The following is a 16,665-nucleotide window of genomic DNA, read 5'->3' as shown; positions in this document are numbered from 1 at the left end:
GGTTAGTTCTCCCCTTTCATCTCATGCACGCCGTCGCCTACGCCGCACACGTAAAACTCGCCATCCAACCCTGTCCGTTCTTTATAAGCCTGACCAATTTCAGCCACGAACCGCTCTACGGAATCCTCATGCACCAGCGATACCGTACAGCCACCAAAGCCTGCCCCGGTCATCCGAGCGCCCAGCGTGCCGTCAATCTTCCGCGCCTCCTCAACCATCACGTCCAGCTCCAGGCAGCTCACTTCGTACAAATCGCGCAGCGAATCATGCGAAGCATTCATCAGTTCGCCGAAGGTCTTCAGGTCGTTCGCGCTCAGCGCGTCCACCGATTTCAACACGCGCGCGTTCTCTTCCACAACGTGTTTGGCCCGTTTCAACAGAACTTCATTCGCAAAATCTCCCTGCCACCGCTCCAATTGATCCGGCTTCAGATGGGCCAAGAACTCCAGGCTCGGTTCGCGTTTTTGCAAAATCGCCAACGCTTCATCGCATTCCGAACGCCGTTCGTTGTACTTGGAGTCTACCAGTCCCCGGCGCTTCTTCGTGTTGCTGATGACAAGTTTATATGCGCCGGTCCGGAATGGCACGAGCTTGTATTCCAAGGTATCGCACATCAGAAGGATCGCATGATCCTGGGCCCCGTTTGCAACGGCAAACTGGTCCATGATGCCGCTGTTGACGCCGACGTACTGGTTCTCCGCCCGTTGGGATAACCGGGCAATTTCAACTTTGTTCGTCTTTTTCCCTTCCATGCTCAGGAGAGCAAAAGCCGTCACTACTTCGATCGATGCCGAGGAGGACAATCCCGAACCGTTCGGAATCTCGCCGTGGAACAGGAGGTCGTAACCGCTTGTAAGCGAGATGCCCAGCTTCTTCAGTTCCACGTAGACGCCGATTGGGTAATCGATCCACTCCCCGGTTTTGCTCTTGCCGAGGTCTCCGAGCTCCAGCTCAGCCGTATACGGCAGATTACTAGAAGCGAAAGAAACTTTATCGTCCGTCCGTCTACGAATCGCCAGCGTCGTTCCGAACTCCAGCGCGGCGGGGAACACATATCCCCCGTTATAGTCGATATGCTCGCCGATCAGATTGACGCGGCCCGGTGCGTTGAATACGCGCAGCGGCTCGGAGCTTTCCCCGTATTTGGATATAAACAATTGTTCCATTTCATTCTTCTTCATTAACGTACACCCCATCTTCATGGAATCTTTAATTCTTGTACCCAGTATAATGAAATCGCTCTGCTTTGATAATGCAACTTTGCGAGAACTATATAGATAAATGTGACTTTCCGGAATATAATGTGAACAGATATCTTTCAGGGCGTATTCGCCCTTGCCAAAAAAGGAGACACGACCCTTGAAGCGAGAAACCTATAGTGCGGCCGCCAACCCAGATTTGTTCGAAGCGGAGGATCTGCATGTCCTCTTCGCCGGCGAAAGCCAGACCCTGCCCGATCACCGCTTGGGCCCGAAAGTCTATGATTATTACCTTCTTCACTTTGTGGAACAAGGCAAGGGCTCTTTTCGGACCGAATCGGCCTCCTATGAGCTCAGTGAAGGGGATGGCTTCCTGATTCTCCCCGATCAGCTCGTCAGTTATGCTTCCGATGTCGTCGATCCTTGGCGTTATCGCTGGATCGCTTTCACCGGCGCAAAGGCGACCGATCTCGTGTCGCGGGCCGGCTTCACCCCGGAGCAACCGGTATTTCGGCAGGGTGATGGCAGCCCGATTCCATCCATGCTGAGCAGCGTGTTACAGACCTTTCAAACCAAAAAAAACAGCTCCCATCTGCTATCGCTGGGGCTGTTGCATCAAATCATGGCCGAGGCCCAGGAGACGCTCGGCATGGCTTCCGCGCTGCCGTCGGGCGAATCGGGCGTTCAGCGGATTGTGAAGCAAATGATTCATTATATGTCCAGCCAATATGCGCATCCGGTTTCCATTGAACAAATGTGCGCTTCCTTGGGGTATAACCGGGCTTATCTCTCTCGCATTTTCAAAAAAGAAACCGGCTACACTCCGGTCACCTACCTCCTGAAGCTCAGAATCGATAAATCGCGACAGCTCCTTCGCGAACGTCCGGAGCTGTCGATCGAGCAGATCGCCGCTTCCGTAGGTCTCACCGATCCGCTCTATTTCTCTCGGCAATTCCGTCGGTTCCATCACGAATCTCCAAGCGAATACCGCAGAGCCGTAACCCGGACTCCCTCAGCGGAATGAGCTTTGCTTTACTCCTCCAGTCCCAGCTTCCGGGAGACGGCCCCCAATACCGCACCGATCGGCTCGGTAATCAGCAGGTCGGCCCGCTTGTCATAGGTGGTGGACGATGCGTTGATCAGCACCGTCCGTTCGCCGCGGAAATAGGTGATCAGGTGCGCCGCTGGCTGAACCGTCAGCGAGGTGCCGCCGATCAGAAGCAGGTCGGCTCCGGCTATCGCATCGACCGTATCCTGAATCACCTGCTCATCCAAGCTTTCACCGTACAGCACCACGTCCGGCTTGATGATTCCGCCGCAGGTACAACGGGGCACGTCGTCTTCCTTGCCCATCACGTCTTCCAGCGTATAGGTGCGGCCGCAGTCCATACAGGTGTTGCGGTGCACCGATCCGTGCAGCTCCAGCACGCGTCGGCTGCCCGCCTGCTGATGGAGCCCATCGATGTTTTGCGTGACTACAGCCTTTAATTTTCCCGCTCGCTCCAGTTCAGCCAAGCAGCGGTGCGCGGCATTCGGCTGCGCTTCGTGATGAATCATCTTCGTCTTGTAGAAATCGAAAAAAACTTCGGGATGCCGGTCGAAAAACCGCCGGCTCAAAATCTCCTCCGGCGCGTAAGGCGAAGCCTTCTCCATCTGATAGATGCCCGCCGCCGAACGGAAGTCGGGGATCCCACTTTCGGTCGAGACCCCGGCCCCGCCGAAAAATACAATATTGTGGCTTTCCTGAATCCAAGCCGCTAAATTGTCCGTCTCCTTGGTCATCCGTATCGAACCTCCTAATGATGGATCGTCAACTCGCGGTAACCGGCGATGATGACGTCCGCGTCACGCAAGTAACCCGCTCCCTGCGCGTCTTCGCTGTAATCCTCCGCTACTCCAATCGTCATGGCGACTCCCGCACGTTTTCCCATTTGCATATCGGCATTGCTGTCGCCGATCACCACGGCCTCGCCTGGTTGGAGGCCAAGCTCATGGCAAGCCAACAACGCCATGTCCGGTCCCGGTTTGCCCCGGGTCACCCGGTCTCGCCCGACTATGCTGACGAACGCATCCCGGATGCCCATCCATTCCAAATGCTCCAGCGCTTCCGAGGTTGAATCAGAGGTGACGACCGCCAGCTTCAGTCCCGCATTCAGGCAATCCTGCAGGAATTCACGCAGCCCTGGCAAAGGGACGGCTTCTCGCCTCCGCTTGAGATCAGCCATAGCCGAGGCATTTAATTCCCTGACGGCCGTAATCGCTTCGTTCCATGGAAGCCCCGCAGCATACAACGTCGAAGCCAACAACGCGATGACCTCTTCTTCCGTACCCATTGCGACCGGACCGGTCTTGTCGTAACCAATCACCCGGTTCTCCCCATCCGTATGTAACCCAAGCAGTCCTGCTTTGTTTAAGCTTCCGGGGGATCCCAATTCGGACAACTTCCGCTCCATTAGACCGGTTAAAGCCACCGCCCAGCTTCCCCACAGGCCCATGAAATTCAACAGCGTCCCGTCCTTGTCAAACAAAATCGCACGGCAAGCCGCTTGGTGCCCGTGTGTTTCAATCGTGGCCATCATGATCCCCCTTCCAGTACATCCATGTCCTTATTATACCATTTTTACAACTTTACCAAGGCTCCTCAAGCTGTCATACGTTAGTCACACCCGCCAAATTGAGAACGCTTAATTTGTGATTAATATCACAAGCTTAAATCTGTAAAGAGAGTACGTTATTCATGAACTCATTTATTTAAATTTTAAACGATATCCGCTAGGGAAGTTCACTGGAAAGAGGGGAACTGGTCCGTCATGACGCCATCCAAAATCAACCCGCAAGGTGAGATATTTTTCTTGAACTTACGCTTCTTGCTGATCCTTTGTGTATTCGTCGGCAACGCCATCGAACCGCTTACCCTGCGGATTGGCGGGTTGCAAACCCTCTACCAATGGATTTTTACCTTTCACATGCCTTTGTTCGTGTTCGTAACCGGCTATTTTGCCAAACCTAATTTGACCGGCGGCAAGGGCAGAAAGATCATGCTGCAGATCGGCTTGCAGTACCTCATTTTTCAGAGCTTATACTCCGTGCTGGATGTCGCGGTGTTCCGTGTAGACCACATTCACCATTCCTTCTTCGCACCGTATTTGTTGCTGTGGTTCCTGGTCAGTCATCTAGGCTGGCGATGGATGCTGCTCTTGATGCAAAAATGTTCGCCTCTTCAACAGCTTGCCGTCTCCATCCTGCTGGCGGTACTGGTCGGCTATCTGCAAATCGACGGCGTGTGGTTTAGCGTATCTCGGACGTTCGTGTTTCTGCCGTTTTTCGTGCTCGGCTACCATTTCTCCGATCGCTTGCTTCAATTTCTACAGAATCCAATTGTCAAAATCGCATCCACTCTCGTTTCGCTCAGTTTGCTGGTCACTTTAGGACTCGTTACATCAAGCATCCATCCGGGTTGGCTTTACGGCAGCATGACCTACATCCAGCTCGGCCACCCCGAATGGTACGCCGGCTTATTCCGTCTGTTGCTCTACCCCGTGCAGTTGCTGTCGGGACTCGCTTTTCTTGGCCTCGTTCCATCCCGGGCCAGCCATCTCACCGAGCTCGGTCGCCGCACCCTTTACGTTTTCCTGCTGCACGGTTTTATCGTGCGCTTGGCGGCCGTATCTCCGCTTTACAGATATGTGCATGGCGAGTTGGGCGGGTTGCTGGTCATTGCCGGAGCCGTGGCGCTCACCCTGCTTCTCGCCCAACCCTGGGTGCGCAAATGGAGCGCCCCGTTGGTCGAGCCATCGGTAGAATGGCTGTTGAAGCTGGAACACCAAGCTTTGCGGCAGCTTGGTGCGGCCGGTAAACCATAAGCCAGGCGTAACCTGGAATATGGAAGGAGCTCGAAGATACCTTTCAAACCGAAAGGTATCTTTTTTTTGGATATTTTGAATTTTTTGAACAAACTCGTTTCATCATGGAAATCCGTGGTAAATAAAACATACGTACTCCAAAATAAGATCAAGGAGGGATTCGATGGCACGAAGCCAAAGCAAAATGACTCGAGAAGAAGCGGGACGTTTGGGAGGACTGGCCACGGCCAAGAACCACGGCAAAGCCTTTTACCGAGAAATTGGACAAAAAGGCGGCGAAGCGACCTCGAAAACCCATAACCGCGACTTTTATCAGGAAATCGGTCAGAAGGGCGGCGAAGCAACATCCCAGAAGCACGACACCGGTTTCTATCGTGATATTGGCCGCAAAGGCGGGGTCGCCCGCAGTAAACCAGGATTTAATGCGTGAACCTTGTGGAATCTCCGGCCCCCCCCGGAGATTTCTTTATTTTCATAGACCGTGAAAGCGCCCTGTCCTCTAGCCATTTCCTGTGATCAACGGGTAGAAAATCATAACCACTTGTGATAGACTCTAGAGAAAACCTTTAGCGGTGTAAAGCTCCAAAACTATAACTAATCATGGGGGGATCGGTGATCATGACAGCCAAGAAGATGCGTTCTGATATGATCAAAAAAGGCTTCGACCGTGCGCCGCACCGCAGTTTGCTGCGTGCCGCCGGCGTGAAAGAAGAAGATTTCGGCAAACCGTTTATCGCGGTCTGCAACTCGTATATCGATATCGTGCCAGGACATGTGCACTTGCAGGAGTTCGGCAAGATCGTAAAGGAAGCCATTCGCGAAGCCGGAGGCGTTCCGTTTGAGTTTAATACCATCGGTGTGGATGACGGTATTGCGATGGGCCATATTGGCATGCGCTACTCCCTGCCAAGCCGGGAAATCATCGCCGACTCGCTCGAGACCGTCGTTTCGGCGCACTGGTTCGACGGCATGGTTTGCATTCCGAACTGCGACAAAATCACACCGGGGATGATGATGGGCGCGCTGCGCGTCAACATTCCAACCGTCTTCGTCAGCGGCGGCCCAATGAAAGCCGGCGTAGACAGCAAAGGACGGAAATTGTCCCTGACCTCCGTCTTTGAAGGTGTAGGCGCGCATCAGGCTGGACAAATCAGCGATAATGACCTGCTGGAGCTGGAACAATACGGCTGTCCAACCTGCGGTTCCTGTTCCGGCATGTTCACCGCCAACTCGATGAACTGCCTCGCCGAAGCGCTGGGTCTGGCTATGCCGGGTAACGGCACGATCCTCGCTGTGGCTGAAGAACGCCGCGATTTCGTTCGGGAATCCGCGCGTCAGCTGATGAAACTGATCGAACTCGATTTGAAACCTCGTGACATCGTCACTAAGGAATCCATCGACAACGCCTTTGCGCTGGATATGGCGATGGGCGGCTCCACCAACACCGTGCTTCATACGCTGGCACTAGCCCAGGAAGCAGGCATCGATTACCCGCTGGAACGAATCAATGAAGTTGCTAACCGCGTGCCGCATATCGCCAAGCTGGCTCCGGCATCCGACCTCTTTATCGAAGACGTTCACCGGGCTGGCGGCGTCAGCGCCGTCATTAACGAGCTGCTGAAGAAGCCAGGTGCGATTTTTGGCGATCAAATGACCGTAACGGGTAAGACGCTAGCCGAAAACGTTGCAGGCTGCGAAATCCTCGACCCGAATGTCATTCATCCGCTCGACAAAGCGCATTCGGAAAAAGGCGGCCTCGCCATTCTGTACGGTAACCTAGCTCCGGAAGGTTCGGTTATCAAAGTAGGGGCCGTAGATGCTTCGGTTGGCGGCTACCATAAAGGTCCAGCCATCTGCTTCGACTCCCAGGAGGAGGCACTGGAAGGAATCGCCGGCGGCAAAGTCAAAGAAGGTTGCGTCGTTGTTATCCGTTATGAAGGTCCTAAAGGCGGGCCGGGGATGCCGGAAATGCTGGCACCGACTTCGCAAATCGTCGGTATGGGGCTTGGCGCGAAGGTCGGCTTGATCACCGACGGACGTTTCTCCGGCGCTTCTCGCGGTATCAGCATCGGTCATATCTCTCCGGAGGCAGCGGAAGGCGGACCAATCGCTTTTGTCGAAGATGGTGACATCATCGAGCTTGACCTGAATAACCGCAAGATCGAGCTGCATGTCAGCGACGAAGAACTCGCACGCCGCAAAGCGAATTGGAAAGGCTTTGAGCCGAAGGTCAAAACCGGTTACTTGGCTCGTTATTCCAAACTGGTCACCAACGCCAGTTCGGGTGGCGTCATGAAGATTTAGTTTAACAAATTTACAAAAAGGGGCTGTCCCAAAAGGTAGTTAAAATTTAACTACTCAAGTGACTAAAAATGCCCTGCACGAAAAATAGTTAGCCCGGAGGGTTCATACCTGGCTAACTATTTTTCTTTGTTGGCTTAGTTGCCCAACTTTCAGTAGATTGTGGGCAAGGGAAAGCCACCCGACCTCAAGGCTTACTTTGGATAAACCTCGAAGCAGGAAGCGACGGAAGCCTCGGTTGTTCTTTACCTGACCAAACACACTTTCGGGTTCATGCATGCGCTGAACCGATAGAGCGTATCCCTCTTCACTGGTTAATTGCTCCCGGGCCAGTTTCTTGTAGCGCAGATAATGCATGCTGACTTGAATTTCACGATCTCCGCTTGCTTTTGTACATGAAGCTTTGAGTGGGCATTCTGCGCACGATGTACTTCTGTAGTGCCGCTTTCGAGTCTCGTATCCACTCTCGTTCTTCTCTTTGCTCTCCCGGATGAAAGTCAATCTCTGACCTGCTGGACAAATCCATGTATCCTTGGCTTCGTCATACTGCCAGTTGTCTAGCTTGCTTATGTCTTTCTTCCAAGCTTTTGTTTTCTCTTTGTGGTAGGTGTTGTATTTGACGATCGCTCTCACTGCTTCGCCTTCTAGGTAAGCGTAATTTTCTTCGCTCCCATACCCGGCGTCAGCAATGACCGTGCCAGGTATTCGCCCCAACTGCGTTTTTACTTTCTCTAAATGTGGCTTCAAGGTTCGTGTGTCCGTTGGGCGTTGGTGAAGGCTGTATCCGACAATAAATTGGTTCTCGGTTCCAATTTGTACGTTGTACCCCGGCTTGAGTTGACCGTTTCGCATATGGTCTTCTTTCATCCGCATGAATGTAGCGTCCGTGTCGGTTTTGCTGTAGCTATTCCGCTCCCCAAGAATCCCAAGCTGCTGCTCGTATTTTTGCAGGCGGGGAAGGAGGTCTGTTTTCAGAGTGCGAACCGCTTTTTTGAGCGATTTATTTTTGGGGACTTGCTTCAGTTTCTCTTCCAACTGTTGCACTGCCTTCTCCAGCTTCTCGCTGGTTAGGGAGGATGCCTCGCCGAGCTCGGCAAGATCTTGGTTAGGCTGTTCCTGTTCTTCCTTTCTCTCAGTTTCTTCGATGGTGGCGAATAACGTCCGTACTTTCTCTTCTAGCTTCGCCTTTTGTTTGACCACTGCTTTGCCCCAAACAAAGGTATACCGATTGGCATTGGCTTCAATTTTGGTGCCGTCGACAAAATAATGGTCGAGTTTGACGTATCCCTCTTCCACAAGCAGTTCGAGTACGGCGGTAAAAACCGACTCGAGGATGTCCTTCATCCGGTCGGAACGAAAGCGGTTGATGGTGCGGAAATCCGGACGCTGCCGGCCAGCAATCCACATGAACATGATGTTTTCTCGTACAGCCTTGGCAATGAGACGCGAGGAGTAGATCCGTTGAGTGTAGGCGTAGATGAGGACTTTAGTAAGCATCTTTGGGTGGTAACTGTCTCGACCTCCACCGGGGTAAGCGGATGCGAAAATGGTGTCACTGAGTCTATTCACCGCCGCATTAACCACACGAACGACGTGATGTTGAGGGATGTCTTCCTCCAAGTCCATTGGCAGGCAAAGTTGATCCATGGTATATTGGATGTACAAAAGAAACCTCTCCTTTTTAAATGGTTGCTAGTCACTTCCATTTTACCAAGGATTGGTTTCTTTTTGTTTAACAAAATGAAAAAGAAGGGCGTCCCTCAGTCATCTACGATGACTTTTGGGACAGCCCCTTTCCTGTTCACAGATGAAAATCGAAAGAATCCGTTACCGAGTAGGCATGGAGATGCTAAGTAATGACTCCTCTTCTACGACCTCAGTCTTCTCTAAGGTCGAATGGCTGCGATGCGAACCGGTTTCGGTGAACCTTGCCAGGAGGTGATCCATCGGCATCACCATCATTTTGGGCACCAATTCTTGAGGTTGCTCTTTTAATCTCGACTTCCCTGCGGGATGTATAACGCTCATCAATAATTTCAAATAAATTTGAGTCGAGCTCGCAAACCAACCTCTCGGCAAATCGGTAATAATAAATCCAAATTGCTCGGGTCCCCGATTAATCATGCTGACGCCATACAAAGCTTTGACCTCTTTGAGTTCGGGATGGTCGTAGATATACTGGGCCAGCTTCGGTAACGTTTTCTCAAAATTGCGAATCATTTGAATCGCCAATTGCACCGTAGTCCTGGAGCGAGTCCCGATTTCGTACAACTTCTTGTTGTCGAAATGGAGCTCCATGACCTGATCGCCTGCTTGGAGGGTTTTCCCATCGTTTAAGGCTACCGGTTCCCCGTGGTAAGGGCGGATACGGAAATGGAGGAACGGATTCTGGGTATCCGGCGTTTTCAACTGGAATATCACGTGGAAGATCTTCTCCCATAACAGCCATAAGGCCACGATACTTCGTTTGAACCAGGACACCTTCACCGGCGTTCTTCCCTTTGGTACGGGAGTCCCAGCGGGTTTGTTTTTACGCTTCGCTTCTTCCGTTACTTGAATCAATTCGTCGATGCGAATGCTGCGCAATCCGCGGCGATCCGCTTCCGTCAGCACGCGCTCAAGCGCGGTCAGCATTTCAGCCGGCGCTCCGACATTGGCACCTAAGGTAGCGCCGCAATCGTGCAGTAGAAATACTTCTCCACCCCGTAGTTTCTTCATCATGCGTTTCGTTAAACGGTCAGCGCCAACCTTCACTCGCCAATCGGCAAACATCGCCGACCACAGGACGATTTGCGTGTTGCCCCGGTTCGTAAAATCAAACAGGTTGACGATTCCCCACGGCGGACGATAATAATGGGAATCCACGCCGGTAACGTCGTAGATGATCTTATTCGTCTTCTGAATTTGTTTCTTAACTGCGGCCGGTCCCATCAGCCAGTTGGTTTTGTGCACATAGTTGTGCGATCCGATCAAGTGGCCTTCCTCGTGAATCCGTTTAATCAATTCGGGATATTTCTCCGCATTCGAGCCGACGAGAAAAAATGTCGCCTTCGCCCCATGGCGCTTGAGCAAATCAAGCAATTGCGGAGTATATTTCGGATCGGGGCCATCGTCGAAGGTGAGCGCGAACTCCTTATTGCTGGTCCCGTGCTTAAATACGCGAAAACCGAAGATCCGAGTGATCAATCCGGGTATAAAAGCGTACAGCGTAGAGATATAAAATAACCATAGCAGCAAAGTCTCCATATGCTTTCCCCACTTTTCTATGATCAATGACTTTGGCATGCTCCGTGAAAAGCATAGCATCTACACTATTTTATCACAGACGTCCCTAGTTTAGGCGCATTATTTTGGGGAAAGCACAGGAAATCGGTCAACCTGGAGAAGCTAAAATATCCATAGTCCGCCGGAACAACTCGGCGGCAAGATGCTTCGACCCTTCAGTCTGGTTTTGGACCAGAACCGCCACGGCATACTTGGGTTGTTCTATCGGTCCGTAACCGATAAACCATTGATTATTGCGTTGTTGATGGTTTCGAATAACCTCAGCCGTACCGGATTTGCCGGCCAGTGGCCACTTGGCTTGTTGTAAAGCTCGCCCGGTGCCGTCCGTCACCACCAGTCTCATCCAGGACAGCAACCGTTTGGCTGTCTGTGGGTTAATCTGCCCCACGGAAGAAGGCGAAGCTTGCGAAGGTAAGTCGGATAAGAGGGATCCGTCTTTATAACGGATCTCGCTGACTAAGCGCGGTGCCATTACTTGGCCGCCGTGAAGCAGAGTTACGACTAAATTAGCTGCTTGAAGCGGGGATACCAGCACATCCCGCTGGCCGATCGCCGTTTGCGCCCGGACTCCGCCGTCCGCTGCAACCAATCTATGGAACACCGCCCCCGACTCCTCATGATCGAGCGGCCGTAATCCATCCCCGCCGAGGAAGGCAGGATCGCTCCAGCCAATCGGACGACCCAGCCCCAGCTTGGCGGCAGTCCTAACTATCGCGTCCGCACTTAACCGCTCTCCCAACGTGGCGAACACAACGTTGCACGACTTAGCAAATCCCTCCTCCAGCGTGATGTTTCCATGCCCCCCTTTCTTCCAGCAAGATAGGCCGTATTTGCCATAATGGCCATTGCAGTGAAACACTTCACCGGGAACCGTGGCATACTCCTCCAGGGCGGCAGCCGCAATCACCGTCTTGAATATCGAGCCGGGAACGAATGCCTTCACCGCTTTGTTCCCCCAATTCTCCGCCGCCGGATCAACGTGATGCGGATCGTAATAAGGCAGCGACACCATCGAAACGATATCGGCCGATTTTGCGTCTAACACGACGACCGCTCCTTCCGTCACGTTCATCGTCGCGGCCAATCGCTCAATCTTCTGCTGTAGGTTATCGTCCACCGTCGTTTGAATTTGAAGCGGGTAATATCGGCTGGCGGCCGCATTCACCCGCGTGCCCGTCCCGCCCAGCGGGTCTTTGCGGCCATCCACGGTGTAAGCAGCTCTGACGCCGCCAAGTCCCCGTAAAAATCCATCGAGCGTTTTTTCGAGGCCGGAGGCTCCGACCTGCAAGGTCAACGCGAAGTCCGGTTGATGCTTGTTCTCCCTGAGCTTACGAATAACGTCCGGCCGCTGCGTCACAAACCCCAGCCATTGATTCCCTCGTTCGCCCGGCCCATATCGCGCCATATACGGCAGTACCTCTAGGCCTTCAAGTTTCGGCAATTTGCGGACCGCTTCTTCCCCAAGCCGGAGCGGCTCGCCAGACTCCCCTCCAGCCTTCGGCCAGACATAAGGACGCTCCAACCGTTCCCACTTACTTCGAAGTTCCGGGACTGTCGTCCCTAGAGCGCTGGCCAAGCGAGCAAGCTGAGTTTCTAAGGGCAATTTGCGAACTGGAAAAAGAATTGGCGTCCAGGCCAACTCCCCCGTTAATGGCTTCCCATTGCGGTCAAAGATATGTCCCCTCCCCGGGTCCAGTTCAATACTCTCTTCACGTTGCCGAACAGCCAATTCATTGATCGTCTTGCCGCCAACCGTCACTGTCTTAAACGCCGAAGCTGTTTGAATCCAGGCGATGCGCAGCGCAAACAACCCCATCACAACCATAAAGGACAACAACAGGTAAAAAATCCGTTTTTTGCGCAATAACGACATCGTTCGCCCTCCATTCTGTTCCCATTATTTCCTGGGAAAAGTCGGACTAAACCGCCGCACCCCCGACCAGCCGAACTCAAAATCACTCGCCGAAAAGCCTAGCTGGTAGCATTGCAACAAACTTGTATATTTGACGCGATTCAGTCCTCGTTCATCAATGGATAAGCGGCATACAAGAGCGGCCCGAGATCGTTATTCGTTTCCGATGATTCCGCTAACAAAAACAAAACCCGGCCAAACCTGCATCGCAGATTAGCCGGGCTTCTCCCGATTCCCGGAACCCTCGGGAAATCGGATCTAGCTTACTTTCAGGCGCTGAGCCTGTTTTCTTATACGGTAAACTTCGACAACGACTCTTTCAAGCCGGTGGATACGTTCTCCAGTTTGTTCGACAGTTGCACCAGCTGATCGCCGACCGTCTGCTGTTCGCTGGAGAGAGAGGCAACCTCTTCGGATGTAGCGGATGATTGCTGCGCAACCGCACTGACGTTACTCATCGCTTCGGACAAAACCGATTGCGATTCGTTCAATTGGTCGATGGAAGCCGTCACAGAATCGAGATGATGGACGAAGCCTTCCATTTGTTGTTGTACGGATACAAAAATTTGGCTTGTCTCCTGTACCGACGCGATTTGCTCCTGGAAGATCGGACTCGCTTCGGACAAGGTTTTGACCGTTTCGTTCATCTCTTTTTGGATCGTATCCGTAATTTCACCGACCATCGTGATCGATTGACGGGATTGATCCGCCAATTGGCGAATTTCATCAGCAACGACCATGAACCCTCGGCCAGCAGCGCCTGCGCGAGCCGCTTCAATCGTAGCGTTCAGCGACAGGATGTTTGTTTGTTGCGTAATGTTCTGCATCACGTCGAGTACCTTCAAGACGGATCCTGTGCTCGCTTTGAGCGAGTCAACTTTGGCGGTCAACGCGTTGATCATTTCGACCGTCATGTTGGTTTTCTCCATCAAGCCGCCCAAATACTCGGTCCCTTGCTGACTGGATTTCTCCACCTGACGTGCCGAGTTTTCCATCTCTTTGTTCGTTTGGATCACTCGTTCCATCTGACGAGAAATATTTTCCGTCAGCTCATTGCCGCGTTCGGCTTCGTTCGCCAAGCTGGTCGCCCCGTTAGCAATTTCTTCGGTTGCCACCGCAATTTCTTTGGCGGACAAGGCCGTTTTGTTCGAAGCTTGCGTTAATTCGGTAGCTGTATCCAATACGTCCTGTGCGGAGTTATTGGTTTGTTTGACGAGGGCGGTGATATTTTCCATCATCACGTTAAAGCTCACCGTCAACTGACCGATCTCATCCTTCGCTTTCGTATTCATCCGAACGTTCAGATTCCCTCGGGAGCCTTCCTCCATCAGGTTTCTCAACTTGCCGAGCGGATGCGCGATCATCCGAACCATCCAAATGCCGATCAGAATGGCGATGATTGCAACGATAACCAAAGAGAACATCGTAAACATCAGGATGCGGTCTGCGCTCTTCGTCAGTTCCGCCGAATCCACGGTACCGATCAACTTCCACCCGGAAGCCTGGGTATTGAACGAAGCAAGAACGGAGTTACCACTTGCATCCTTGGTCCGAAGGCTACCCGACGGGCCGCTGCTTTTCCCCAGATCAAATTCGCTAGCCTTCCCCTCATCGCCATCGACGGAGGAACCAACCACAATATTATCCTGTGTCAGCATTTGAAGCTTGGAGTTTTTCCCCAGGTTAACTTCTTTCAAATAACCGTTCAATACGTCCAAATTCACATCGGTGATCAGAACGAAACGTTTCATGCTGTTTACGCTTTGCACCGAGCGAGCTAGGCGGAAAACTGAATTGCTTTTTCCTTCCGATGGAACTTGCAGCCAAACTGTCTTGGTTGCGCCGGCTAGATCCTTGAACCAAGCCTCTCCGCGTACGGTGCTCAAGAAATTGATATCCGCGCTACCCGAAGTCACATCATCCACGATTTTGTCTGCTGACAACATGTAAACCGCGGAAACTCCCTTAGTTGAGAATGTTAGCGTATTCAAGCGAGTTCTCATTTTGTTGGTTGCGGTAAACTTGTCATAGTCCGTGATGTTCGACAAAGAAGCGTCCATGATAGCGTTCTGCATTTCGTCGTCCAGGAACATTTGCTGCAGATTTTCTTCATACTTTTGCATGACGATATCCAGCTTTTGCGAGGTTTGAACAATCGTCTGCAGGTTAGCCTGTTCCGCATTGTCCTGAATGGTTCCCTTCGCCATTTGGGAAGACATAATCCCGATGGTCAACACGAAAAACATAATTGCAACAAAGAAAATCAGGAACAACCGAATGCCTACCGACTTTGAAGGATTAATTTGTTTAGGTAGTTTGTCCCGCAATGAAGCTAATAAAGCTTTGAAATTCAGCGGAGTTTTGCTCGTTGGGTTAACCGCCTTTGACTTGGTCCGTTCTCCCTTTTGTTTCTTTTCCTTCTTCTTGTTGTTAGTTGCTTGGTCCTCGTTCTTTGGAACCAGACTCATGTTGATCACCCGCCACTCTTAATAGTTGCAGACCCAAGTTTTTAGGCTAGAGGTCATGCATAATTCCTGTTGGTCATTCACACTTCTCGTCAGCTATCCAATGTATTCGACAATACCTGACGTTCTCCTCTATAATATCGGTTTCACATGTAGCGGATTTTAAATAATCTTGACAAAAAACACAAAAAAGGGCCTTTCGTCCTATGAACGAACAGGCCCCTAAGCATATTGATTTTTACATTCACTTCTTTTTCCGCATCATATCGAAGTAGGATACTGGTTGTTCAACCTTCATTTTGATCCGCTGCAGCGGGTGACGGGCCGCATCCAGTTCATTTCCGGCTTCGTCGTATAGGGTCCCAACGGTCTGCTTAAAGAATGTCCCCCCGGGGCCAAAAAACTCTACCTCTTGTCCGGGCTTAAAATGGTTGCGCTGTTGGATCGTCGCCATACCGGTCGTTTCGTCATACTCCATGACCAATCCCGCGAAATCGTAAGGCGCCGCTTTTTCTTCCGGCTCGTAAATATGATCCTCATGGTCCGGAGTATCGTAGAAGAAACCGGTGTTTAGCGGTCGATTGGCCGCCTTATTGATTTCTTCAATCCACTCCGGCTTCAGCACGTAATGATCCGGATCCGCCATGTACGCATCAATCGCTTGGCGATAAACATTCACGACCGTCGCCACGTAATGAATCGACTTCATTCGACCCTCAATTTTGAAGCTGTCCACGCCGGCGTCGATCAAATCGGGAACATGTCCAATCATGCACAAGTCCTTGGATCCCATCGTAAACGCATTGTCGTCTTCCTCGAACAAGGGCAGTTGGGTTACGCCAAGACGGAACTTCTCCAGCACCTTGTTATCGCGGGCTTCTTCCTCAGAGATCCATTCCCCTTCCGCGCGCGCGTCCGTAAACAAATCGTATTTCCAGCGGCAGGATTGGCAGCAGCCCCCGCGATTGGAATCACGGTCCGTAAAATGATTCGACAACACGCATCGTCCAGAATATGAGGAGCACATTGCCCCATGGATAAACGACTCGATCTCAATGTCGACATGGCGTTTAATTTCCTCAATTTCCTCAAGGCTGGTTTCACGACCAAGCACGACCCGCGGCAAGCCCTGATCCTTCCAGAATTGTACCGCCTGCCAGTTTACGGTCGACTGTTGGGTGCTGAGATGGACCTCCAGTTCGGGTACAACGCGCTGCGCCGTTTCGATGATCACAGGGTCAGCGACGATAATCGCTGCGATCCCCGCCTCGTGCAGATTGCGCAAATACGCCTCAATGCCCTCCAAATCCTCGTTATGGGCATAAATATTCGTGGCGACGAACACCTTTGCGCCGTATTTTTTAGCAAATTCCACGCCTTCCCGCATTTCTTCGAAACTAAAATTATCCGCATTGGAACGAAGGCCATATTGTTGTCCCCCGATATATACGGCGTCGGCGCCGTAATGGACGGCGAATTTCAGCTTTTCGAGATTACCCGCCGGGGCGAGCAATTCGGGTTTCACCAACCGGTTACGTTTTCCCACATATTTCGGGATATGCTTCTCCGCGGTTTGCATCTTCGTTCACCTCTCATCATTTTGTTGGTTAATAAGTTTTTTGGTACTTAAATTTTAAATA

General features: G+C 51.9%; 12 protein-coding genes. 4 read left to right on the top strand and 8 right to left on the bottom strand.

Annotation, left to right across the window (positions count from 1 at the left end):
• Positions 1-2: 2 nt before the first annotated feature.
• On the bottom strand, positions 3-1,181 hold the full coding sequence (locus IM700_RS15370) for a galactokinase (protein WP_193416551.1): 1,179 nt from the start codon (positions 1,179-1,181) through the stop codon (positions 3-5).
• 178 nt (positions 1,182-1,359) lie between these two features.
• Here IM700_RS15370 and IM700_RS15365 point away from each other — a divergent pair, with 178 nt between their 5' ends.
• Positions 1,360-2,223, top strand: coding sequence for an AraC family transcriptional regulator (locus tag IM700_RS15365; protein WP_155605798.1), 864 nt, complete (start codon positions 1,360-1,362; stop codon positions 2,221-2,223).
• Between the two features lie 8 nt (positions 2,224-2,231).
• On the opposite strand, the gene IM700_RS15360 is transcribed toward IM700_RS15365, so the two are convergent.
• Together IM700_RS15360 and IM700_RS15355 are read right to left on the bottom strand one after the other, a co-directional pair.
• On the bottom strand, positions 2,232-2,981 hold the full coding sequence (locus IM700_RS15360) for an NAD-dependent protein deacylase (RefSeq protein ID WP_193416552.1): 750 nt from the start codon (positions 2,979-2,981) through the stop codon (positions 2,232-2,234).
• Between the two features lie 14 nt (positions 2,982-2,995).
• Entirely contained in the window at positions 2,996-3,775 is a 780-nt protein-coding gene (locus IM700_RS15355; protein ID WP_193416553.1) for an HAD family hydrolase, read from the bottom strand.
• A 234-nt stretch (positions 3,776-4,009) separates the two neighbouring features.
• Between IM700_RS15355 and IM700_RS15350 the strand changes: the two genes are divergently transcribed.
• From IM700_RS15350 to ilvD, 3 genes are all read left to right on the top strand, one after another.
• Positions 4,010-5,062 carry an acyltransferase family protein gene (locus IM700_RS15350; protein ID WP_193416554.1) on the top strand — a complete coding sequence of 351 codons (1,053 nt, stop codon included), beginning with the start codon at positions 4,010-4,012 and terminating at the stop codon, positions 5,060-5,062.
• Between the two features lie 163 nt (positions 5,063-5,225).
• Positions 5,226-5,492 carry a KGG domain-containing protein gene (locus IM700_RS15345; protein ID WP_193416555.1) on the top strand — a complete coding sequence of 89 codons (267 nt, stop codon included), beginning with the start codon at positions 5,226-5,228 and terminating at the stop codon, positions 5,490-5,492.
• Between the two features lie 188 nt (positions 5,493-5,680).
• Positions 5,681-7,366, top strand: coding sequence for a dihydroxy-acid dehydratase (gene ilvD, locus IM700_RS15340; RefSeq protein WP_155605803.1), 1,686 nt, complete (start codon positions 5,681-5,683; stop codon positions 7,364-7,366).
• A gap of 102 nt (positions 7,367-7,468) precedes the next feature.
• Here the strand turns inward: ilvD and IM700_RS15335 are convergent, their stop codons facing one another.
• From IM700_RS15335 to IM700_RS15315, 5 genes are all read right to left on the bottom strand, one after another.
• Positions 7,469-9,028, bottom strand: coding sequence for an IS1182 family transposase (locus IM700_RS15335; protein WP_204801168.1), 1,560 nt, complete (start codon positions 9,026-9,028; stop codon positions 7,469-7,471).
• 162 nt (positions 9,029-9,190) lie between these two features.
• The gene (locus IM700_RS15330) at positions 9,191-10,609 is read right to left on the bottom strand and encodes a polysaccharide deacetylase family protein (RefSeq protein WP_193416557.1); all 1,419 of its coding nucleotides are present in this window, start codon (positions 10,607-10,609) and stop codon (positions 9,191-9,193) included.
• A 127-nt stretch (positions 10,610-10,736) separates the two neighbouring features.
• The gene (locus IM700_RS15325) at positions 10,737-12,521 is read right to left on the bottom strand and encodes a peptidoglycan D,D-transpeptidase FtsI family protein (protein ID WP_193416558.1); all 1,785 of its coding nucleotides are present in this window, start codon (positions 12,519-12,521) and stop codon (positions 10,737-10,739) included.
• A 329-nt stretch (positions 12,522-12,850) separates the two neighbouring features.
• A complete protein-coding gene (locus IM700_RS15320) occupies positions 12,851-15,028 on the bottom strand; it encodes a methyl-accepting chemotaxis protein (protein WP_193416559.1) in 2,178 nt (725 codons plus the stop codon).
• A 241-nt stretch (positions 15,029-15,269) separates the two neighbouring features.
• Complete coding sequence (locus tag IM700_RS15315) at positions 15,270-16,604, bottom strand: peptidase U32 family protein (RefSeq protein ID WP_193416560.1); 1,335 nt, start codon at positions 16,602-16,604, stop codon at positions 15,270-15,272.
• Between the last annotated feature and the right edge of the window lie 61 nt (positions 16,605-16,665).

Origin of the sequence: Paenibacillus rhizolycopersici (assembly GCF_014947195.2) — a bacterium.
Lineage (GTDB): Bacteria > Bacillota > Bacilli > Paenibacillales > Paenibacillaceae > Fontibacillus > Fontibacillus rhizolycopersici.
The sequence above is the reverse complement of the archived record's forward strand: the minus strand, read 5'-3'. Positions and strand labels throughout refer to the sequence as shown.

Bases quoted from the DNA above. Each gene is read 5' to 3' on its own strand.
- IM700_RS15370 (WP_193416551.1), bottom strand. From the start codon at position 1,181: ATGAAGAAGAATGAAATGGAACAATTGTTTATATCCAAATACGGGGAA.
- IM700_RS15360 (WP_193416552.1), bottom strand. From the start codon at position 2,981: ATGACCAAGGAGACGGACAATTTAGCGGCTTGGATTCAGGAAAGCCAC.
- IM700_RS15355 (WP_193416553.1), bottom strand. From the start codon at position 3,775: ATGGCCACGATTGAAACACACGGGCACCAAGCGGCTTGCCGTGCGATT.
- IM700_RS15350 (WP_193416554.1), top strand. From the start codon at position 4,010: ATGACGCCATCCAAAATCAACCCGCAAGGTGAGATATTTTTCTTGAAC.
- IM700_RS15345 (WP_193416555.1), top strand. From the start codon at position 5,226: ATGGCACGAAGCCAAAGCAAAATGACTCGAGAAGAAGCGGGACGTTTG.
- ilvD (WP_155605803.1), top strand. From the start codon at position 5,681: ATGACAGCCAAGAAGATGCGTTCTGATATGATCAAAAAAGGCTTCGAC.
- IM700_RS15330 (WP_193416557.1), bottom strand. From the start codon at position 10,609: ATGGAGACTTTGCTGCTATGGTTATTTTATATCTCTACGCTGTACGCT.
- IM700_RS15325 (WP_193416558.1), bottom strand. From the start codon at position 12,521: ATGTCGTTATTGCGCAAAAAACGGATTTTTTACCTGTTGTTGTCCTTT.
- IM700_RS15320 (WP_193416559.1), bottom strand. From the start codon at position 15,028: ATGAGTCTGGTTCCAAAGAACGAGGACCAAGCAACTAACAACAAGAAG.
- IM700_RS15315 (WP_193416560.1), bottom strand. From the start codon at position 16,604: ATGCAAACCGCGGAGAAGCATATCCCGAAATATGTGGGAAAACGTAAC.